Source organism: Phenylobacterium hankyongense, from assembly GCF_003254505.1.
In the GTDB taxonomy this organism is placed as follows: Bacteria; Pseudomonadota; Alphaproteobacteria; order Caulobacterales; family Caulobacteraceae; genus Phenylobacterium; species Phenylobacterium hankyongense.
This window is the reverse complement of sequence record NZ_QFYP01000001.1, coordinates 1,480,787-1,500,617: the sequence shown is the minus strand read 5'-3', so window position 1 is coordinate 1,500,617 and position 19,831 is coordinate 1,480,787. Positions and strand designations below refer to the sequence as shown.

The 19,831-nt window shown below is 70.6% G+C and carries 25 protein-coding genes and 1 tRNA gene; 15 read left to right on the top strand and 11 right to left on the bottom strand.

Annotated features, from left to right (window positions below; genetic code table 11):
• Positions 1 to 2: 2 nt before the first annotated feature.
• Positions 3 to 1,046 carry a glycine zipper 2TM domain-containing protein gene (locus DJ021_RS07255; RefSeq protein ID WP_243625923.1) on the top strand — a complete coding sequence of 348 codons (1,044 nt, stop codon included), beginning with the start codon at positions 3 to 5 and terminating at the stop codon, positions 1,044 to 1,046.
• A 201-nt stretch (positions 1,047 to 1,247) separates the two neighbouring features.
• Positions 1,248 to 2,303: a sensor histidine kinase gene (locus tag DJ021_RS07250; protein ID WP_111456905.1), complete on the top strand. Its 1,056-nt coding sequence runs from the start codon at positions 1,248 to 1,250 to the stop codon at positions 2,301 to 2,303.
• A 33-nt stretch (positions 2,304 to 2,336) separates the two neighbouring features.
• On the opposite strand, the gene DJ021_RS07245 is transcribed toward DJ021_RS07250, so the two are convergent.
• Positions 2,337 to 2,412 (bottom strand) — tRNA-Ala (locus tag DJ021_RS07245).
• A 121-nt stretch (positions 2,413 to 2,533) separates the two neighbouring features.
• Between DJ021_RS07245 and DJ021_RS07240 the strand changes: the two genes are divergently transcribed.
• The 5 genes from DJ021_RS07240 to DJ021_RS07220 all read left to right on the top strand — a co-directional run bounded on the left by DJ021_RS07240 (position 2,534) and on the right by DJ021_RS07220 (position 5,014).
• A complete protein-coding gene (locus tag DJ021_RS07240) occupies positions 2,534 to 2,839 on the top strand; it encodes a YggT family protein (RefSeq protein WP_111456904.1) in 306 nt (101 codons plus the stop codon).
• A 5-nt stretch (positions 2,840 to 2,844) separates the two neighbouring features.
• Positions 2,845 to 3,129, top strand: a complete 285-nt coding sequence (locus DJ021_RS07235) for a DUF167 family protein (RefSeq protein ID WP_111456903.1) — start codon at positions 2,845 to 2,847, stop codon at positions 3,127 to 3,129.
• A 260-nt stretch (positions 3,130 to 3,389) separates the two neighbouring features.
• Entirely contained in the window at positions 3,390 to 4,133 is a 744-nt protein-coding gene (locus DJ021_RS07230; protein WP_111456902.1) for an SIR2 family NAD-dependent protein deacylase, read from the top strand.
• A 130-nt stretch (positions 4,134 to 4,263) separates the two neighbouring features.
• Positions 4,264 to 4,683, top strand: a complete 420-nt coding sequence (locus tag DJ021_RS07225) for a hypothetical protein (protein ID WP_111456901.1) — start codon at positions 4,264 to 4,266, stop codon at positions 4,681 to 4,683.
• A 43-nt stretch (positions 4,684 to 4,726) separates the two neighbouring features.
• On the top strand, positions 4,727 to 5,014 hold the full coding sequence (locus tag DJ021_RS07220) for a hypothetical protein (RefSeq protein WP_111456900.1): 288 nt from the start codon (positions 4,727 to 4,729) through the stop codon (positions 5,012 to 5,014).
• Positions 5,015 to 5,037: 23 nt separating this feature from the next.
• Here DJ021_RS07220 and DJ021_RS07215 read toward each other — a convergent pair whose 3' ends face one another.
• From DJ021_RS07215 to DJ021_RS07195, 5 genes are all read right to left on the bottom strand, one after another.
• A complete protein-coding gene (locus tag DJ021_RS07215; protein WP_111456899.1) occupies positions 5,038 to 5,265 on the bottom strand; it encodes a hypothetical protein in 228 nt (75 codons plus the stop codon).
• The gene (locus tag DJ021_RS07210; RefSeq protein ID WP_243625922.1) at positions 5,219 to 5,902 is read right to left on the bottom strand and encodes an RNA polymerase sigma factor; all 684 of its coding nucleotides are present in this window, start codon (positions 5,900 to 5,902) and stop codon (positions 5,219 to 5,221) included. Before DJ021_RS07210 ends, DJ021_RS07215 begins: the two co-directional genes overlap by 47 nt.
• 135 nt (positions 5,903 to 6,037) lie before the next feature.
• Positions 6,038 to 6,427, bottom strand: coding sequence for a flagellar protein FliS (locus DJ021_RS07205; RefSeq protein ID WP_111456897.1), 390 nt, complete (start codon positions 6,425 to 6,427; stop codon positions 6,038 to 6,040).
• Complete coding sequence (gene fliD, locus DJ021_RS07200) at positions 6,420 to 8,126, bottom strand: flagellar filament capping protein FliD (protein WP_111456896.1); 1,707 nt, start codon at positions 8,124 to 8,126, stop codon at positions 6,420 to 6,422. The genes DJ021_RS07205 and fliD overlap by 8 nt, the downstream gene beginning before the upstream one ends.
• Positions 8,127 to 8,204: 78 nt before the next feature.
• The gene (locus tag DJ021_RS07195) at positions 8,205 to 9,029 is read right to left on the bottom strand and encodes a flagellin (protein ID WP_111456895.1); all 825 of its coding nucleotides are present in this window, start codon (positions 9,027 to 9,029) and stop codon (positions 8,205 to 8,207) included.
• 232 nt (positions 9,030 to 9,261) lie between these two features.
• Here DJ021_RS07195 and DJ021_RS07190 point away from each other — a divergent pair, with 232 nt between their 5' ends.
• From DJ021_RS07190 to DJ021_RS07170, 5 genes are read left to right on the top strand one after another with little or no spacing between them, the layout of a single operon-like run.
• On the top strand, positions 9,262 to 9,564 hold the full coding sequence (locus tag DJ021_RS07190; protein WP_111456894.1) for a flagellar hook capping FlgD N-terminal domain-containing protein: 303 nt from the start codon (positions 9,262 to 9,264) through the stop codon (positions 9,562 to 9,564).
• A 12-nt stretch (positions 9,565 to 9,576) separates the two neighbouring features.
• Entirely contained in the window at positions 9,577 to 10,854 is a 1,278-nt protein-coding gene (gene flgE / locus DJ021_RS07185; RefSeq protein ID WP_111456893.1) for a flagellar hook protein FlgE, read from the top strand.
• A gap of 5 nt (positions 10,855 to 10,859) precedes the next feature.
• Positions 10,860 to 11,168 carry a hypothetical protein gene (locus DJ021_RS07180; protein ID WP_111456892.1) on the top strand — a complete coding sequence of 103 codons (309 nt, stop codon included), beginning with the start codon at positions 10,860 to 10,862 and terminating at the stop codon, positions 11,166 to 11,168.
• 9 nt (positions 11,169 to 11,177) lie between these two features.
• Positions 11,178 to 12,905, top strand: a complete 1,728-nt coding sequence (gene flgK / locus DJ021_RS07175; protein ID WP_111456891.1) for a flagellar hook-associated protein FlgK — start codon at positions 11,178 to 11,180, stop codon at positions 12,903 to 12,905.
• The gene (locus DJ021_RS07170; protein WP_111456890.1) at positions 12,905 to 13,819 is read left to right on the top strand and encodes a flagellin; all 915 of its coding nucleotides are present in this window, start codon (positions 12,905 to 12,907) and stop codon (positions 13,817 to 13,819) included. The genes flgK and DJ021_RS07170 overlap by 1 nt, the downstream gene beginning before the upstream one ends.
• A gap of 39 nt (positions 13,820 to 13,858) precedes the next feature.
• On the opposite strand, the gene DJ021_RS07165 is transcribed toward DJ021_RS07170, so the two are convergent.
• Together DJ021_RS07165 and DJ021_RS07160 are read right to left on the bottom strand one after the other, a co-directional pair.
• Positions 13,859 to 14,221 (bottom strand): hypothetical protein, encoded by a 363-nt coding sequence (locus DJ021_RS07165; protein ID WP_111456889.1) that lies wholly within the window; start codon positions 14,219 to 14,221, stop codon positions 13,859 to 13,861.
• Positions 14,218 to 14,532: a hypothetical protein gene (locus DJ021_RS07160; protein WP_111456888.1), complete on the bottom strand. Its 315-nt coding sequence runs from the start codon at positions 14,530 to 14,532 to the stop codon at positions 14,218 to 14,220. The genes DJ021_RS07165 and DJ021_RS07160 overlap by 4 nt, the downstream gene beginning before the upstream one ends.
• A gap of 136 nt (positions 14,533 to 14,668) precedes the next feature.
• Between DJ021_RS07160 and DJ021_RS07155 the strand changes: the two genes are divergently transcribed.
• Complete coding sequence (locus tag DJ021_RS07155; protein ID WP_111456887.1) at positions 14,669 to 15,649, top strand: hypothetical protein; 981 nt, start codon at positions 14,669 to 14,671, stop codon at positions 15,647 to 15,649.
• A gap of 6 nt (positions 15,650 to 15,655) precedes the next feature.
• On the opposite strand, the gene DJ021_RS07150 is transcribed toward DJ021_RS07155, so the two are convergent.
• A complete protein-coding gene (locus DJ021_RS07150; protein WP_111456886.1) occupies positions 15,656 to 16,141 on the bottom strand; it encodes a thermonuclease family protein in 486 nt (161 codons plus the stop codon).
• A gap of 75 nt (positions 16,142 to 16,216) precedes the next feature.
• On the bottom strand, positions 16,217 to 16,798 hold the full coding sequence (locus DJ021_RS07145) for an outer membrane protein (RefSeq protein WP_165837139.1): 582 nt from the start codon (positions 16,796 to 16,798) through the stop codon (positions 16,217 to 16,219).
• 216 nt (positions 16,799 to 17,014) lie between these two features.
• Between DJ021_RS07145 and DJ021_RS07140 the strand changes: the two genes are divergently transcribed.
• Positions 17,015 to 17,881 (top strand): AraC family transcriptional regulator, encoded by an 867-nt coding sequence (locus tag DJ021_RS07140; protein ID WP_133254962.1) that lies wholly within the window; start codon positions 17,015 to 17,017, stop codon positions 17,879 to 17,881.
• 169 nt (positions 17,882 to 18,050) lie between these two features.
• Positions 18,051 to 19,382, top strand: coding sequence for a glycosyltransferase family 4 protein (locus DJ021_RS07135; protein WP_111456883.1), 1,332 nt, complete (start codon positions 18,051 to 18,053; stop codon positions 19,380 to 19,382).
• Positions 19,383 to 19,408: 26 nt separating this feature from the next.
• Here DJ021_RS07135 and DJ021_RS07130 read toward each other — a convergent pair whose 3' ends face one another.
• Positions 19,409 to 19,657 carry a hypothetical protein gene (locus tag DJ021_RS07130; RefSeq protein WP_111456882.1) on the bottom strand — a complete coding sequence of 83 codons (249 nt, stop codon included), beginning with the start codon at positions 19,655 to 19,657 and terminating at the stop codon, positions 19,409 to 19,411.
• Positions 19,658 to 19,831 lie beyond the last annotated feature (174 nt).

The window sequence follows — 19,831 nt, the reverse complement described above, 5'->3', positions numbered from 1 at the left end:
CCATGCGAAAACATCTGCTCGTCGCCGGCATCGCCGCGGCGGCCCTCCTTCCTTCGTTCGCGTTCGCTCAGACGAGCTGCGAACAGCAACACAACAACCGCGTCGCCGGCACCGTCGTCGGCGCCGGCCTCGGCGCCCTGTTGGGCAGTGCGGTCGCGGGCCATGGCGACAAGACCACCGGCGCGGTGATCGGCGGAGTCGGCGGCGCGGTGATCGGCAACCAGGTCAGCAAGTCCCGCGCCGACTGCGCCCACGCCTATGGCTACTACGACACCAACGGCGCCTGGCACGCCAACGCGGTCGAGCAGGCGAACGCCGCCGGCTATTATGATCGCAACGGCCAGTGGGTCGACGGCGCGCCGAACGGCTACTACGACGGCCAGGGCCGCTGGGTCACCGCCAGCACGACCGCCTCGACCAGCGGCTACTACGACTCCCACGGCCACTGGATCCCGGCCTCGGCCGAGGGCTATTACGAGGCCGACGGCCAGTGGGTTGCGGCCACCGCCAGCGGCTACTACGACGGCCAGGGCCGTTGGGTCGCGGGCCCCACCACCGGCCACTACGACTCCAACGGTCGCTGGATGTCCGGCCAGGCCGCCGGCCACCAGGGCGCCAACGGCGCCTGGATCGCCGATGCGGAGCCGGGCTACTACGACGCCAACGGCCGCTGGAGAGCCGGCCAGACCTCGGGCTATTATGACACCCGCGGTCGCTGGATCCCCACGGCCGCAGCGGCCGCCGGCTATACGTCGAACGCCTCCTACGACACCCGCGGAAGCTGGGCCAACACCCGCCCCGACATCGCCTCGCGCGAAGCGTGGCTGGACCAGAGCATCCGCCGCGGCATGGACGACGGCTCGCTGAGCCGCGGCGACGCCAACCGCGCCCTGCGGTCGCTGGACGCCATCCGTCGCGAAGAATCGGGGATGCGCCACTACCGCGGCCAGCTCGCCCAACGCGACGAGGCGCGCATCCAGGCCAAGCTGGAAACCCTGCGGAGCAGCATCCGCTGGACCAAGCGGGACAACCGCCGCAACTACTGATCATCTGTCCGCCGCTTAAGCCAGCGCCCGCCGGAGCAATCCGGCGGGCGTTTGGCGTTTGGCCGCCGTCGCCGAATTCCTGCAGCGCCGCAACCTCGTGTGGTAGGCTGCCCCCAGACGAACTGCGGTCAGTCGCTGCGGCGCCTGACCCGAGCAAGGCTTTCGCGGCTCCGGCCGCGTTCGTCGGGGAATTCGCCGACAATGGTGACCATCGAATCCCGCGGCGAGCTCGGGCTGAGCCTCGCCCGCGCGCTGATCAACACCTCGCACCTGCCGCTGCTGCTGTTCGACCGCGACCTGCGCGTGGTCTGCGCCAGCCGCTCCTTCTCCAGCGCGTTCGACATCGCCCCCCACCTGACGGACGGACGGACCCTGGACGACCTGGGCGCCGGAGAGTGGGCCTTCCCCCAGCTGCGCGAACTGCTCGAGAGCGCGCTGGCCGGCAGTCTCGACATCTCACCCTATGAGACCGACCTCTCCGCGGGGTCGGCGGCGCCGCGCCGCCTGATGCTGAACGTCCAGCGGCTGGACGACGACCGCGACCGCGGGCCCCTGGTCATGCTGTCGATCGAGGACGTCACCGATAGCCGGCGGGCCGACGGCCAGATCGCCTCCCTGCTGCTGGAGAAGGACGACCTGCTGCGCGAGCGCGCCGTCCTGCTGCAGGAGATGCAGCACCGGGTCGCCAACAGCCTGCAGATCATCGCCAGCGTCCTGTTGCTCAAGGCCAGGACCGTGAAGTCGGAGGAAAGCCGGCTCCACCTGCGTGACGCCCACGACCGGGTGATGTCGGTGGCCGCGGTCCAGCAACACCTGCAAGCCAGCCTGGGCGAGGTCGACGTGGGGCCGTACCTGACCAAGCTGTGCGGCAGCCTCGGCTCATCGATGATTCGCGACTCCCGGCCGATCCGGCTGGACGTCCGCGCCGAAGCCGCCACCGTGACTTCGCGCGAGGCGGTCAGCCTCGGCCTCATCGTCACCGAACTGGTGATCAACGCCCTGAAGCACGCCTTTCCGGAAACCCGCGACGGCCACATCGTCGTCGCCTACGAACTGCACCCGCCGGGCTGGACGCTTTCGGTGACCGACGATGGCGTGGGCCGGCCGCCGGCGTCGGCCACCGCCCGGGTGGGCCTCGGCACCAGCGTCGTGGAGGCGCTGGCCCGCCAGCTGGGCGCAGAGGTCGCGGTGCTCGACGCCGGTCCGGGCGCCCGGATCACCATCACCTGCCTGGAGCCGCCGCCTCACCATCATTAGGCGGGCAGGGCGACGCGGGGCTTGGAAGGTTCCTGGTGGAGCCGAGCGGAATCGAACCGCTGACCTCCTCATTGCGAACGAGGCGCTCTACCAACTGAGCTACGGCCCCAGGAAGGCGCGGAATAACCCTTTTGCGCCCGCCTCTGTCAAGCGTGCAGAGCGCGTGGCGACGCCGCATACGCTACGGGGGCGTCTTTGCCCGGGCCGCAAACCCCGCTAGAAGCGCAGGCATGGGCAGCTTCCTCTACTTCATCGTCCGCTCGCTTCTCGAGCTTCTGGTGTGGGCGATCATCATCAGCGCCATCCTGTCGTGGCTGGTGGCCTTCGACGTGATCAACCTGCGCAACCGCTTCGTCTACAACGTGTCGCGGTTCCTCGACGCGGTGACCCGGCCGGTGCTGGCGCCTTTCCAGCGGATGATCCCGTCCCTGGGCGGCGTCGACATCAGCCCGATCATCGTCATCCTGATCATCCAGGGCACGATCACCTACCTCCTGCCGCTGATCTTCACGCCGCTCATCGGCCTGATGGGCTGAGGCCGGTGCGGCTGGCCGTGCGGGTCACGCCGCGCGGCGGGCGCGACGCCGTCGACGGCTGGAGCCGCGACGAGGCCGGCCGTCCGGTGCTGAAGGTCCGGGTTTCCGCCGCCGCCGCCGAAGGCGCGGCCAACGCCGCGGTCGTCGCCCTGCTCGCCAAGGCGCTCGGCCGCCCGAAGTCGCAGGTGCGGATCGTCCGCGGCGACACGGCGCGGGTGAAGCAGGTTGAAATCGACGGCCTCGACGAGGCCGAGGCGGCCCGCGCCTTCGGCCACCCGCCCGCCGCCTGACACCGTCCACGGACGCCCGGCCACCGACGCCCGCCCGCGACTTTTTTCCGCCCCTCGCGGAACTTGCTTTTTGATGGAGTGTTTCAGGAGCGACTGCTCTGCGACACCTGTCAGTCCAGAGCGGTTACAGATCGGCCCGGCCCACACCCCTGGCATCCCCCCCGACCGCGGCCGGGCCGATCTCCCCCTTCCCATCCGGCTGAAGCCTTTTCGCCGCCTGCCGACTGGCGCGCGGCGCCGCCTGGGGCCAGACTGGGCGCATGTCGCGCTCCGACCTCGCCCGGCTGATCGACGACGCCCGCCGGGTGGCGGTGTTCACCGGCGCGGGGATCTCCACCGAGTCCGGCGTGCCCGACTTCCGCAGCCCCGGCGGCGTCTGGAGCCGGATGAAGCCGATCTACTTCCAGGACTTCGTCAGCGACCCGGCCAAGCGCCGCGAGGCCTGGAGCCGCGCCTTCTCCGGCGCCGCCGGCTGGACCGGCCGGGCGCCCAACGCCGGCCACTTCGCGGTGGCGCGGCTGGTGGCGGAGGGCAAGGCCAGCTCAGTCATCACCCAGAACGTCGACAACCTGCACCAGGATTCCGGCGTGCCGGAGGACAGGATCATCGAGCTGCACGGCAACGCCAGCTACGCCAAGTGCCTGGACTGCGGCGAGCGCCACGAGCTGGCGGAGCTGAAGGACAGCTTCCTGAAGGCCGGCGAGATCCCCTACTGCCGGCGCTGCGGCGGCCTGGTGAAGACCGCCACCATCTCCTTCGGCCAGTCGATGCCGGCCGGGCCGATGGCGCGGGCCCAGGCCGAGGCGCTGGCCTGCGACCTGTTCCTGGTGCTGGGCTCGTCGCTGGTGGTCTACCCGGCGGCCGGCTTCCCGCTGCTCGCCAAGCGCAACGGCGCGGCGCTGGCGATCGTCAACCGCGAGCCCACCGACCTGGACGGCTACGCCGACCTGGTGCTGCACGACGAGATCGGCCCGGTGATGCAGGCCGCGGTCGCCGCGCTCTGACGCAGCCTTCCGGCGGCCCAGCCCGTTAACACGGCAGGATCGGCGGCGACTCGCCGCGGGCGGCGTTCGTCATGCGGGCGCCTTGATCGGCGGGTTAAGGCAGCCGTCGCCTTGAACGGAGTCCGGAACCTTGCGCCGCTACGCCCTTGTCCTGCTGTCCGCCCTCTCACTCGCCGCCTGCGGCCAGTCGCCCGGCGCCGGCGGCGCGAAGCCCGGCGAGGATCCCCGGTTCGCCGGCCTCGACGACCAGATCCTGAAGTGGCGCGGCGACCTGGAGCAGACCAACACCGCCTGCCACAACAAGGCCCCCGGCAAGACCGGCTGCCAGGACTTCGAGGTCGCCTGCAAGGCCGAGCGGACGATCACCCCGGCCGACCAGGCCAAGGGGGTCACCGCCAAGCTGGTGACGGCGATCACCTTCAACGGCTGGGATCCGAAGACCGCCGACTACAAGCCGGCCTCGGCGTTCGCCGGCTTCCAGAAGGCCAACGGCGCCTGGACGCGCTCCGACGCCAAGCCGGTGAACCTGGCGACCTGCGCCGACTTCTGAGACGCGCCTTGCGGGGATTTCGCCGACGCGAAACCGCGCAACAATGCCGTCGGGATCGGGCCTCAACCAGGCCCGCTTCGCCGGCCAGGGTCTCCCCACGGTGAGGAGCAAGGCCATGGGTGTCTACCGGGTCTATTTCGTTGACGACGGGGGTCAGCTGGAGGCCGGCGAGGCCTTCTACTGCGCAGCCGACGAGGAGGCGCTGCGGCGCCTGCCGCCGCCGCGAGGGCCGGCCGTGCGCGCCGAACTCTGGCAGGGCGGCCGCTTCGTGGCCGTGACCGGCCGCCAGGAGGATCGTCCCGCGCAGGACGCCTTCGGCGCGGTCCGGTAAGGCGCCGGCCCGGAGCCTCCCGCTCAGGACCTGGCGCGGGTCGCCGCCAGGATCTTCTCCACCAGCGGGGTCGTATCCTGTTCGGGGGCGCCGGCGGACCTCAGGTCCTCGCCGACCCGCGTCGCGAACAGGTCCTGCGCGGCCGTCGAGGCCGACATCAGCGCCATCGCCGCGTCCGCCTCGTCGGCGGGCCACGCCGCCAGGTCAGCGCCCAGCGCGGCGAGCCGTCGCCGGAATTGCGGAAGATCCATCGGCACAGAGGTTCTTCTGTCGTTGCAGCCTGGTCCGGAGCGTCTGCCGCCCGCGCTTGAGGAGCGAACGGACGGATTGCTCGGAGGTTACCATGGCCGTCGCGATCTTCGCCACGTCGAGATCTTCGAAATAGAACAGACGCAGGGCGGTCGCCTGGCTGGCCGGCAGGGTGTCCAGCGCCGCATGCAGGCTCTTGGCCACCTCGGTGCGCTCCAGGGCCTGGTGCTGCTGCGGCGCCTCGACGGCGCACACCGCGGCGTCGGCGATCCGGGTGATCACCTCCTGGCTTTCCGGGACGGCGCGCCGCATCCTATAGCGGTCGATCGCCTTGTTCACCGCGATCCGGTAGAGCCAGGTGGTGAACTTGGCCTCCGGCTTCCAGTCGAGCCGCTTGCGCCACGCCGAGACGAAGACCTCCTGGGCCACGTCCTCGGCCTCCTGCTCATCCCGCACGATGTTCAACGCCAGGCGCTGGACCAGCGTCGCATGCCGCTCGACCAGCGTGCGGAACGCCAGCTCGTCGCCGTCGCGGCTGGCGGTGAACAGCACTTCGTCGCTGGCGGCCCGGAGCTCATCCAGATCGCGTGGCCCAAGGATGAATTCTTCGCGAATTGGCAACATGGCGATTTGTCCCAAGTGGTCTTGGACAAAGTCGGAGCAATGTGCGTGCCATGTAACGCACGATGCAAATGCGATTAGTATGGTTAACGGATCGATACGTAACCGCCACGATACTTCGACAATTGAAGATCGCTCATGGCTGAATCTGCGCTATTTGGTCCGAACTATTTCTTCGTGAAATGCTGTCGACATCAACCGGAGCTGAATAAGGCTTTCCTGCAGCGTTTCTGTTGCAGACTGGTCCACCAGCAGCCCATTCACCGCGCTTTGGATGCGTCCGTAGAAGGCGTGCAGCATCGCCACCCCTGCGCCGGCGGCTTCGAAGGCGGCGGACAGGCCGCTCAGGATCTGCGTCGCGCGGGCGTTGTGCCGGCACATTTCGTCCAGCGCCCGCCGCTCGTAGGCAGACATTGCCGACGCCAGGGCGCGGTAGAGCTCGGCATGCACCGCGGCCAGCACCGCCGCCGGCCGCTGGTCGAGGAACTGGGAGGCGCGGTAGGCGGCCAGGCCTTCCACCCGGCGCGACAGGGACTCAGCCACCGGTGGAGCCCCCGAGCAGGGCGTTGATCTGGGTTTGCAGCATCTTGGCGGCCGAGACCTCCTGCTCCATGGCCGCGTACTTGTTGACGAGCGTGGTCTGGTAGGCGGCGGCGTCGGAGCGGATCTTCTGCGAACTGGTGGTCCAGGCGGCGTCCTGGGTCCCGAGGCTGGTGATCTGCTGCTGGACGAGGCCGGTGTTCACGTCGCCGTACTGGCTGGCGAAGGCGGTGATCTGGTTGGCGAAGCCGGGGGCGATGGCCACGTTGATCGAGGTGTCGCCCGTCGCCACCAGGGCAAAGCTCAGGCCCGCGTAGGCGCCGCCCGGCGCGCCGACGATCAGGTTCCCCGACACCGTGAACAGGCTGGAGTCGCCGTTGACGCTGGCGCTGGTGAGCGCGCCACTGGCGTCCGTGGTCACGTCGAGGGTGAAGTTGAAGCCGCTGGTGCTGGTGTTCTGCAACAGCTTCAGGGAGCTGTCGGACGCGGTGAAGCTGGTCTGGAAGAGGCTGGAGACCTGCGACAGGTTTCCGAGCAGCGCATTGTCCAGCGTCGTCTGGTTGGACAGCGACATCTGGTTGGCGCTGTCCAGGGTGATCCCGAGGTCGGCGAGGTTGCCGAAAGCGCCGGTCGCGGCGGCGCTGTTTCCGGCGATGATGGCGTTCAACGACTGCGAGGCGTCACGCAGCAGCGGATCGGCGAACAGCACCGCGCCGCTGGCCGGCGTCCCGTCCGCGCCCACCGCCTGGTTCGAGGTCACGAAGGTCCGCAGCGCATTATAGGCGGTGATGAAATCGGTGATCGCCGTCTTCACGGAGCTGTAGTCCGGCGAGACGGTCATGGTGTTCGACTGGCCGGCGGCCGTGGTCTTCAGCAGCGAGAAGCTGAGCCCCGACACCGCGTCGGTGAGGTTGTTGCTGTCCCCGGCGATCTGGGTCCCGTCGATGGTGACCAGAGCGGGCTGCGCCGCCTGCAACGTGTTGACGAAGCCGCCGCTGGCGTCGGTCACCCCGAGGCTGGCCAACACGTCGGCGCCCGACGCCGCGCTGGTGGCGATCGCCTGGTTGGTGTCGTTGCCGGAGAGCACGAGGTTGTAGCTGCCGGTTCCCACCTGGATCAGGGAGGCGCTGACCCCCGACTGGGCGGAGACCGCGTTGATGGCCGAGGCGACATCGCTCAGCGTCATGTCCGCCGTGACGTTGACGGTCTGGGCCGAGCCCAGGGCGTCGTTGAGGGTGAAGGCGCCGGCCAGTCCCAGCGCCGTGGTCGAGGCCATCGCCGAGGAGGCCACCTTCTGCGCGGCGGCGAGCTGGTCGACGGTGACCGTATAGGTGGAGGCCGCAGCCGTGCTGTCGGCGCTCACCGCGATGTCGGGACCGGCGGCGCTGTTGGAGGCCGTCACGCTGACCGCCTTGGCCTGGAAGGCGTTCGTGGTCGTCGAAACGCTGCTGTAGGTGGTCGAGGCGAGCTGCGACATCGAGGTCGACAGGCCGGTGATCAGCGACTGCAGCGACTGGTAGGCGGTGATCTTGGTGGTGTTGGCGGTGACCTTGGCGTCCAGGGTGTCGGCCGGCGCCGTCTTCTGCGCCACCGCGGCCGAGATCAGCGAAGCCGTGTCCAGGCCCGACGCGGTGCCGGTCAGGTAGGTGGTCGAGCCGGAGGTGTTGACGGTCGCGGGCGGGATTGTCGTTGTCGTGGTCATCTGGACCGCCAGGACGTTGCGACGGGATGCCCGTCTGGGGAGGGACGGCCGGCGCCGGGGGGCGCCGGCCTTGCGGGCCTACTGGATCAGCTTGAGGAGCGACTGGTTCATCTGGTTGGCGTCGTAGAGCGCCGAGACCGCCGCCGTCGTCATCGTCTGAGCGGTGCTGTAGGCGCTCTGGGTGGCGGCGATGTCGGTGTCGGTGATCGCCGATTTCGCGGCCGTGAGGTTCTGCAGCGAGGTGTTGATCACCGCGCCGCGGAAGGAGAACCGCGACAGGGTGGCGCCGACGTTGGCGCGCGCCGAGGAGATGGTGCTGATCGCCGTGTCCAGCGCGCTCATCGCCGAGCCCGCCGAGGCGGCGCTGGTGATGCTGGTGGTGTTGATGCCCAGCGCCGTCGAGTCGGCCCCGCTCAGCTGCACGTTGATGGTGTCGGTGCTGGAGGTGCCGACCATGAAGTCGACGCCGGTCGAGTAGGAGCTGGCGCCGTCAAGCAGCGAGGTGCCGTTGAAGGTGGTCTTGGTGGCGATGTCGTCGATTTCGCTCTGCAGCTGCGTGTACTCGGCGTTGATGTAGCTGAGGTCGTTGGCGCTGCTGGAGCCTGACTGCGCCTGGGCGGTCAGGGTCTTCATCCGCGTGAGGATGTCGCTGATGTTCGACAGGGCGCCGTCGGCGGTGTTGAGCACGGCGGTGCCGTTCTGCACGTTGGTGGCGGCCTGCTGCAGCACCGCCATGTCCGACTTCATGCCGGTGGCGATGGCCAGGCCGGACGCGTCGTCCTTGGCGCTGGTGATGCGCGAACCGCTCGACAGCTGGGCCAGGGCGGTGCTCTCGGCGGCCGAGTTCTTGTTCAGGTAGAGCAGGGCCGTGTTGGCCGTCGTGTTGGTCGAGATAACCGTCATCTTCTAACTCCGCTTTCTCCAGATGCTGGGCCGCGGGGACGGGCCCGGCGGGAGGCCCGGCCGCCGTTTTGCGCAGTCCGGGCATCGACCCTTGAACGGGGGCTCGGGGCGGAATGGGGCGGTGTTTATTTGGGGGGCGGCGGAAAAAACTCCGCCCCATCGCGAGGCCGCCTGCCGTTGAACCCTGTGACCAGCCCGACGACGGGCGGACCACCAGGGATCGGAGCCTCCGATGACAGTCACCGCCACCTCTGGCGCCACGGCGCCGGCTACGACCCCCGCCACAAGTTCCAGCGCCAGCGCCAGCCTGACCAGCAACCAGTTCCTCTCGCTGCTGACCACGCAGCTGCAGAACCAGGACCCGCTGAACCCCACGGACCCGAACCAGTTCACCGCCGAGATGGTGCAGTACGGCTCGCTGTCGCAGCAGATCGACACCAACACCAAGCTCGACGCGCTCTCGACCACGATGTCGTCGATCCTCACCCAGGTCTCGCAGCTGGCTTCGGCCAGCGCCGCGACCCCGGCCGCCTAGGGGACCGCGCGCATGACCCTCTCCTCAGCCCTGTCCACGGCCGTCTCCGGGCTCACCGCCCAGAGCCTGGCGCTCTCCACCATCTCCAAGAACATCGCGAACGCCTCGACCACGGCCTACAAGACCTCGGTCACCGACTTCCAGACCCTGCTCACCGACTCCACCGGCGGCGCGTCGGGCGGCGGGGTCACCGCCAGCTCGATCCAGAGCATGGGCCAGCAGGGCCAGATCGCCACCAGCGCCACCGACACCAACGTGGCGATCGACGGGTCCGGCTTCTTCGTGGTGGCCGGCAGCGCGACCGCCTCGGCCTCCGACTTCGTCTACACACGCGACGGCAGCTTCGCGAAGGACAGCAACGGCAACCTCGTCAACGACGCGGGCTACTACCTGGAAGGGTTCCCCACCGACCCCAGCGGGGCGATCATCACCTCCAACAGCAGTGACCTCAGCAACCTGACGCCGATCAACCTCAGCAACATCGGCGGCACGGCCAAGGCCACCACCCAGATCAACATGAGCGCCAACCTGCCGGCCAACGCCGCGATCGGCGACACCTTCACCACCAGCACGACGATCATCGATTCCCTGGGGGTCAGCCACACCATCGGCCAGAGCTGGAACAAGACCGCGGCCAACGCCTGGACGCTGACCCTGGCCGACCCCACCCTGACCTCGAACCCGGCGGTCACCAGCGGCACGCTGAGCCCGAACACCGTGTCGGTGACCTTCGACACCAGCGGCGTGCTCGCCTCCACCAACCCGACGCCGGTCGCCCTGGCGATCACCGGCCTGAGCACCGGGGCGGCGGCCAGCGCCATCACCCTGAACCTGGGCAGCGCCGGCAAGACCGACGGCATCACCCAGTTCTCCTCGACCTCCAGCGCCACGGGGATCGAGAACCCGACCTTCACCCAGGACGGCGCCCTCTACGGCCAGCTCACCGGCGTCACCATCGACACCAAGGGCCTGGTGACCGCCTCGTTCGACAACGGGGTGAAGCTGCCGGTCTACCAGATCCCGCTCGCCACCTTCGCCAACCCCAACGGCCTGACCGCGGTCACCGGTTCGGTCTACAGCCAGAACCAGGCGGCCGGGAACGTCAGCCTGCGGCTGCCGGGCGACAGCAGCGCCGGGACCCTGCAGGCCTCGGCCCTGGAAGGCTCGACCACCGACATCGCCGGCGAATTCAACCGGATGATCGTGGCGCAGCAGGCCTATTCCGCGGCCTCGCAGGTGGTCACCACCGTCAAGAGCATGTTCGACACCCTCACCCAAGCGGTCCGGTGACAGCGATGGATGCGCTCCAGCACCTGCGCCTGCGCGCCGAACGGGCCCGCCGGTCGAACTACACCACGCCGGTGGTCGCCAGCGTGGAAGAGGCCCACGAACTCGCCCGCATGGTCGCCGACCAGCTCGCGGCCCTGGCGCCGCCCCAGCGCGTGCTGTTCCTGGCCGACCTGGAGGATGTCTGCACGGTGGTGCAGTCGCGCCTCGGCGCCCTGGAGAGCGAGATCGCCGAGACCCGCCGCACCTTCGCGGCGGCCAGGGCCGGCAGCAACGCCTGCGTCCAGTACGCGGCGGCCGGTCGGCGGCGCGGATAGGTCCGCGTCATGTCGCTCAGCTCGATCCTGACGACCACGGCGGCGGGACTCGCCAACACGGATTATCAGATCGCCCTGGCCAACGCGAACGTGGCCAACGCGAGCGACACCAGCTACTCGCGCAAGACCGCGGACTTCGGCGCCATCACCTCGACGGTGTCGCTGTCCACCGCCGCCACCACCCGGGTGGCGGACGACTACCTGACGCTGGCCACGGCCACGGCGGCCTCCAGCGCCGGGCGCGACGCGGCAATCTCCTCGGCGCTGCAATCCTACGACGCCCAGCTGGGCACGGTGGCGACCGGCGACGACGTCAGCAGCCTGCTCACCGCCTTCCAGACCGCGGTGACCGGCCTGGCCTCGACCGGGGCGACGTCGGCCGCCCAGGCCGGCGTGGTGTCGGCCGCCGGCCAGCTCGCCACGGCCATCCGCGGCCTGTCCGGGACCATCCAGACCCTGCGCGGCCAGGCCAGCACCGACATCGCCTCGACCGTCGCCACGGTGAACACGGCCGCCGACACCATCGCCTCGCTGAACGACCAGATCGTCTCGACCGGCGCCAGCGGCGGCGACGTCACCAACCTGGAGGACCAGCGCGACGCGGCCCTGCAGACGCTGTCGGGCGCCCTGGGGATCTCCTACTACACGACGCCCGACAACCGGGTTCAGGTCTACACCGCCGGCGGCGCCGCCCTGGTCGGCGACCAGGCGAACCACCTCTCCTACACCGCCTCCAGCACGCTCTCGGCCGGAGTGACCTACCCCGGCCAGATCTCCGGCATCATGCTGGGCGGCCAGGACATCACCTCCAGCATCACCACCGGCACGATCGGCGGGCTGATCACCCTGCGCGACACCACCCTGGTCGGCGAGCAGGCCAAGCTCGACCAGCTGGCCACAACGCTGATCGCCACCACCAACGCCGTGAGCAACGCCGGCAGCGCCTACCCCGCGCCGGCGACGCTGACCGGCTCGGTCACCGTGACGGCCGCCGACAGCCTGGGCGCCAGCGGGACCTTGCGGGTGGCGGTGACCACCGCCAGCGGGACGGTGGCGGCCACCCAGGACTTCAACCGCGCCGCCTACCCGACGGTCGGCAGCCTGGTCACCGCCCTGAACGGCCTGGGCGGCGTCTCCGCCTCGATCTCGCCGAGCGGCAAGCTGGTGCTGGCCGCCACCGACCCGACCCAGGGCGTGGCGCTGGCGGACATCGGCGCCTCGGTCGGCCCGGCCGGCGTCGGCGTGTCGGCCTATTTCGGACTGAACGACGTGTTCTCGGGCCAGAACGCCACCGACATCGCGGTCAGCGCCGGGCTGCAGGCCAACCCGGCCAGCCTGCCCACCGCGGCGCTCCCCTCCACCGCGACCCTGAGTGTCGGCGCCGTGGCGCTGACGTCGGGCGATTCGGCGGTCGCCGACCGGCTCAACGCGGCGATCTCCGCGGCCACCACCTTTCCGACGGCGGGCGGCTTCCCGGCCCAGTCGACCAGCCTGCAGAGCTATGCGTCGAGCTTCGTCTCCAGCGCGGCAGGCCTGGTGTCCGGCGCCTCGGCCGCAGCCGACCAGTCCCAGGCCACCTTCACGGCGGCGCAGAGCCGGCTGGACAACCTGACCAACGTCAACACCGACGAGGAACTGGCCCTGCTCACCACCTACGAACAGCAGTACCAGGCCAATGCCCAGATGGTGTCCATGGTCCGCACGATGTTCACCGCCCTCATGACGATGATGGCCTGATGATCAGTCGCATCGGCACCTTCGCCAACGCCACCGCGCTGATCGCCGCCAGCCTGAAGGTCCAGGCCAAGGTGGCGGACCAGCAGGCGCAGCAGGCCTCGGGCTACAAGTCCACCACCTTCAGCGGCCTGTCCGGCGACGCGGCCAAGCTCCTGGACCTCACCGGCCAGAGCGCCCGGCTGACAGCCGACAACGCCTCCGCCAACGCCGCCGCCTCCATGGTGCAGGCGGCCTATTCGGCGGTCACCAACATCACCGACCTGGCCACCACCATCCGCAGCCAGCTGGCCGCCGCCATCAGCGGCGCCAACAACGGCACGGGCGCCAGCGCCATCACCGGCCAGAGCGCCGCCAACTGGCTGAGCACCCTGCAAAGCGAGCTGAACACCGAGGTCGGCGGGGTCTATGTGTTCGGCGGCCAGGCGTCCAACGCCGCGCCGGTGGACTTCACCACGCCCGCCTACAATCCGGCCGGGGCGCCGGCCAGTCCCGACACCAGCTACTACCTCGGGTCGGACACCACCCGCACCCTGACCACCTCGCAGGGGGTCTCCGTGAGCCTCTCCGCGCCGGCCAGCGCGTCGGGGTTCGAGCAACTGGCGCGGGCGCTGTCGCTGATCGCCGCCAACCCGAGCGACCCCGCCACCCTGCAGGCCGCCTACGACTCGGTGGGAACCGCCACCTCGGGGCTGGCCTCGACGCAGGCGATGATCTCCAACCAGGCCTCGTCGCTCGACATGCTGGTGACCAACAACCAGGCCAAGATCACCACCCTGGACAACCTCGCCTCGACGGTGGACGGGGCGGACCTGGCGACCGCCACGGTGCTGGTCACCCAGTACCAGACCCAGCTGGACGCGCTCTATTCGGCGATCGGCAAGCTGTCGGCCGACAACATCCTCAAATATATCTGAGGTCCCCCGACCCCGGTAAATAGCGTCAGGGGAATGGCGTCAGTGGATCGCGCCCTGGGGGCCGCGCAACACCACCGACTCCTCCCCGGCCAGCAGGGCGGCCGCCGAACGCAGCATGGCCGGATCGATCGCCTCCGGCTCGCAGCCGGCGAGCCGGATCGCGAGGTCCGGCTGCTCGGCGCAGGTCATCAGGTCATTGGCCACGCGGCAGACGAGGCTGGCCTGCGCCCGGTCCGGCGCGTTCCCCACCAGGTTGACCACCAGCGACAGGGTGGCGGCGACCTGTTCGGCCATCTGCCGGGCGGCGCGCAGCTCGGTCAGCAGCAGCTGCGAATTGGTCTCGACGATCCGCACGGTCGCCATCAGCTGGTCGATGAATTCCGGGTCGAGCTGCTCGCTCACGACGCCGTCCGCCAGGCCGGGGAGCGATTCAACAGCAGGCCGGCGGCCGCGTGCAGCAGGTCGGGGTTGAGCTGCGTCGGATCGCAGCCGAGCAGCGGCGCGGCCAGCTCGGGGATGTCGGCGCACAGGCGCAGCTGGCGCGAAAGGCGGATCAGCACCGCACTGTCGCGGAGCTCCGGATCCTCGGTCAGCAGGGAGATCAGCAGGCTCAGCTCCGCCCACCGGGCTCCGAAGTCGGGGTCGGCCGCCGCCCTCGCCCTCAGGCCGGACGCCGGCCGCCTGCGTGCTCGATCCTGCCGTCCCGGTGCCATCGCAAATCCCTTCTGCCGATAGTCATTCAACGGGCGGGCGACGCAGACGGGGCGGTCGCTGCGGGATTCTACGGGCGCCTAAGCGCCACAACGGCGTGCTAAGCCTGCAATCGCGCACGCGGGAAGGGGTTGCGACATGCCGGTTGAATCGACGATCGCCAACGCCCGGCTCGCCATGCGGGTGGCCAACGCCTTCGCGCTCGATTTCGCGCGGCTGAGCGCCGCCGCGCCGGACGCCGACCTGCTCGACAGCATCATCGGCGTGGCGGTGATCCAGGCCAACCTCCCGCCGGTGACCTGGAGCGACGGCGAGGACGCCTATGCGGCGTTCGAAAACCCGCCGCCCGACGAGCTGCGCCGGCCGGTCAGCGTCCACGCGGTGGCCAGCTCCCTGCGCCTGCCCTACGAGACCGTGCGCCGCCGGGTGGCGAAACTGGCCGCCGCGGGGCTGTTCGAGATCACCTCCCAGGGGGTCTATGCGCCCCGTGCGGTGCTGACGACGCCGCAATACGAGGCCGCGCTGCGGGCCAACTACGACCTGGTCAGGTCCCTCTATTTCACCCTGCGCGACCTCGGCCCGGCCCACGATCCCCTGCAGAGCGTGGAACCCCGGCCCGGCCCGCTGAGCGGATGCGACCCTGTCGCCGTGCGCACGGTGGCCCGCGCGTCGGCCGAGTATTTCCTCAGGCTCGTCGACCCGATGACCGAGCACTTCGGCGACCTCAGCGTCGGGCTGTTGATGATGGGGATCGTGCGCGCCAACACCGACAGCATTTCCGTCCACGAGGAGGCGACGGGGCCGCTCGGCTCGAGCCCCCTGCTGCCGGACGAGGTCCGCGTGCCCGCGCGGCTGTCCGACCTCGCCGCGGCGCTGAACATGCCCTACGAGTCGGTGCGCAGGCGGGTGAGCGCGCTTGTGGACGAAGGCCGCTGCGAGCGGAAAGGCGCGGGCGTGATTGTCCCGGCCCGCACCCTGGCCCAACCGGAGCTCGCGACGGTGGTCCGGCAGAACAGGGGCCACATGCGCCACATGTTCGGCAGCCTGGCCCAACTGGGGGTGCTCGCCGATCTCGAGGTCGAACGCCCCGCCCGACGGTGCGCGCCGGGCGCCGCCTGAACGGCGCTAGGGGTCCGGCGTGGCGAGGGTGGCCAGCCGCGCGCCCTGCGAGAGGCTCGCGCTGACCGAGCCGCACCAGTCGAAGGACGGCTGCGACGGCATCGCCATGCCCTGGGCGATCAGCGTCTGGGCGAGATCCACGCCGTCCACGGCGACGCGGCCAAGCACCCGGTCGTACTGGTCGCGACCGCCGGTGACCGTCACCGAGACGTGACGGGCGGTGGCGGTCAGCTGCTGGGTGGCGCGGCGCGCCTGCCGCGCCGCCAGCGCTTCGGCCCAGCAGCGGGCCTCGGGGACCGGCTGCGGCGCCGCGGCGTCCGACAGCCGGACGTGCTGGCCGTTCACCACCAGGGCGTCGGCGTTCACCACCTCCACCTGGTCGACCGGCGGCGGCGGCGCTTCCGCATAGAGCGGCGGGCGCGGGGCGCAGGCCATCAGCGTCAGCGTAATCAGCGCGGCGGCGATCGGGCCTGGATTGGCGGTGAGATGCATGATGATGCGGGGCTCGAGGAGTCCCGACGCCTCGTCTTGGGGGCACGAGGCGTCGGGCGACCTCTAGGGGGGGGTCTAGAGGCCGAACTTGTAGCGGAGGCCCACGGTGGCGGCCTGGTCGGTGTAGTCGCCGTGAATCCCGCCCGGCGCAGCGCCGAGCCGGACGCCGGTGACGCCGAGGTAGCGGTAGGCGACCTCGGCGGTCAGGCGGTCGTTGATCGGATGGGCGAGGCCGACCTTGAACTGGTAGGCGAAGCCGGTGTCGTCGCCGCTGTTCGGGCCGCCGTCGATCTTCACCTGGCCGACGCCGAGGCCGGCGCCGACGAACGGGCGCCACGCGCCCTGGCGGTTGAAATCGTAATAGGCGTTCACCAGGCCGGCGGTGGTCTCCAGCTTGCCCGACGAGCCGTTCTTGCCGTCGCTCTGGAGGTAGGTGATCTCCTCCTCGACGCGGACGCCGTCCATGACTTCGCGTCCGACGGCGCCGCTCAGCGCCCAGCCGTTGTCGCCCTTCACGGACGGCGAGCCGTCGATCCTGCTGTTGAAATTGCCGCCGATGTCGCCGCGCACGTACCAGTTGGCGTCCTGAGCGGCGGCGGCGGAAGCGGAAAGCGCCGTGGCGGCGACGGCCGCGGCGGCAAGGGTTACGAACTTCATCTCTGATCTCCTGGCCCGGTCAAATCGGGTCTTGTGCAGGGTCAGATGCGGGGCCCGCCGCGGTGGCGCTTCCATCGAACGGGCCGCACTTGCAGGAAAGTGCGGGAATGCGACGCGCCGGATGACGGGGCCGGATAAAGCGTCACCGCATTGCGATCCGCCGCGGACTCCCTAAGTGATCGCCACGCATCCAGGGGTTCGCCAGTGTCCAGGTCCATGTCAGCCGCGACGGCGCGATCGACCCGGGACGGCCAGCCGGCGGCGCCGGCCCTGATATCGGAAGCCCCCGCGGTGGCGCTGCAGGCCGGCTCGGTCCGGGTGCGCCACCAGGAGGCCGGCCCCTTCCATCTCTCCTATCGCGGCGAACAGCCCGTACTCCTGTTCCTGTTCGGGCCCGCGCGCGGCGACACCATCGAGCGGAGTGCGGTCTGCCGGAGCGGGTCCTTCGCGGTCCTCAGCCCGGGCGCAAGCCTGGAGCTCCACATCCCCGACGCCCTGGAGGTCCTGGCCGTGGCCTACGACGGACCCGGCTTCGGCGCGCCGCGGACGCTCGGCGCCGAGTCGCGGCGCGACCTGGTCGACCCCGGCGTCCGGACCCTGGCCCACGAGATGCGCCGTGTGCTGCTGCGCGAGCGCCGGCCCAGCCTGGAGTACGTCGAGGGCCTGGCCCGCAGCATGCTGGTGCGGGCGCTGCAGGTGATCGGCTCAACGCCTGCGCGCCGGCGTCCCGCCGCGATGACGCCGCTGAAGCTGCGCCGGGTCGCCGAGCACGTGGCGGCGCGCCTGGACGTGTCGGTCAGCGTCGCCGAGCTGGCCGAGCTGAGCGGCATGAGCCGCACCCATTTCACCCGCTCCTTCCAGAGCGCCACCGGCCAGACGCCGCATCGCTTCATCCTCACCCAGCGGCTGGAGGCGGTGCTGCGGCTGCTGGACGAGGGCGCGCAGGATCTCTCTGTGGTCGCGGCCCGCACCGGCTTCTCCAGCCACGCGCACATGACCACCGCCTTCAAGCAGGCGTTCGGCCGGACGCCGGCCGACTACCGCAGGATCAGGGACTTCCGCCTGGCCGCCGCCCAGGGCTGAGCGGCGACGCCACAGCCCTGGCCTCGCGCGACCAGCGCCCGCGGCCGGATCGGCGAAAATTCCCCCGCGGGCGGAACGGTCGCGCTGCAACCCAGGTTTGCCGCACCTTCGACGGAGCTGCGCTTCAGCGGCCGCCTCGTCGCCACCGGAGCGCAGGAGGGGCTGCATCGTGACGCAGAAGATGGCCGCCGGCGGACTTGGGTTCGTCGACCCGCATCGGTTGGACGGTCGCGCGGACGAGGGCCAGGGCCGGGATCGCGGGCGCATAGCGGCGCCGGGCCGGGAGACGGTGGCCATCTTCCCATGGCGCGACGTCATCGAGGACTTCCTCGATCCGCTGGGGGTGAGCCTGGAGGACTATGCGCGCCACCTGATGGGCGGGTGGCTGTCCGGCTACGTCGCCGCCCTCCAGCGGCAGGGGCTGCGGGTCGTGATCGTCCACGCCTCGGAGAATGTCAGCGAGCCGACCCGCCTGGTCCACGAGGCGAGCGGCGCGCCGATCTGGCTCGTGCCCGGCCGCGGCGCCGGCGGCGGGGTGACCCGAGGGCGTCCATCGCTGCGCGCCGGCGTCCAGTGGAGCCGCACGCCGTTTGCCGCCTTTGGCCGGGTGCTGCGCCAGGAGGGCTGCGCCGCCATGCTGGTCCAGGATTATGAGCACGCCCGCGCCGATGCGCTGGTGCTGCTCGCCAAGACGATGGGGCTGCGGGTGTTCGCAACCTACCAGGGCGGGGACGCCACGCGCTCGCCGCTCGAACGGACGGTGCGGCGGCTTTCGATCGGGGCCTGTGACGCCCTGGTCGTGCCCTCCGGCCATGAGCGCGCCCGGCTCGCCACCCGCTACCGCCTGTCGCCCGAACGGCTGCGCGACATCCCCAACCCGGTGGACGGGGACGCCTGGCGCGCGGAGCCCCAGGCCGAGGCGCGACAGGCGCTGGGCCTGTCGCCGGCGGACTTCCTGGTGATCAACCACGGCCGGGTGGACATCCACCGCAAGGGCCTGGACGTCCTGCTCGCCGCCTGGGCGAAGATCGCGGGCGCCCAGGCGGCCGCGCGGCTGGTGATCCTCGGCTCCGACGAGGAGCAGGACGCGGCGTTCGGCGCCCTGGTCTCGCAGGTCCCGCAGGTCACCTGGGCGGGCCGCTACGTCAGCGACCCCGCGACGATCCGGCGCTGGCTGTCGGCCGCCGACGCCTATGTGACGCTGCCGCGGGCCGAGGGAGCGCCGGTCGCGCCGCTGGAAGCCATGGCCTGCGGTCTGCCGGTGGTGGCCAGCGACGCCCCCGGCCTGACCGACCTCTTCGGCGACGGCGAGCGCTCCGGCGGGATCGTCGTGCCGCGCGACGACGCCGAGGCCGCCGCCGGGGCCCTGCTCAGCCTGGCGGCCGATCTGGAGCGGCGCCGGCGCATCGGGGCCGCCGGGCGCTCGACGATTGAACGGCGCCACTCGGTGGACGCCGCAGGCGAGGCGCTCGCCATCGCCTTGTCCGCCGCGAGGTCCTGAGCGCCGGCGGCGGCCGACGCCGACCTTCAGGACTGGGCCAGAGCATCTTCCAGCTGCCGGATAGCCTCTGCGACCTGATCGTCTTCGTCGCTGAAGACGGCGTCCCACGCCATCTGCAGGAACGGCCCGGGCTGGCGCGCGCGGTCCTGATCGTGCTGGGCCTTCCACGCCCTGAGCCGCTCCAGCAGCTCACGCCGGGCCTCGCGGTCCGTAGGGAGCGAGCCCCGGTCGGCGCGCCACCGCTCCAGGTCGCCGGACAGATCGCCTGCCTTCACCGCTACGCCTCCGTTTCGTGAACACCGCGTCGTCGCCGCAGGGGACTATCGCCCCCGGAAGCCGCAAACAACAGCGGTCCGTCGCGAGCCGCCGGGTTCGAGCCGGAGCATTGTCCGGCGGCGGCGTCTCGGCGGGTGGTCGGCGGGGGCGGGGCGCGATAGGATGGGCGCACC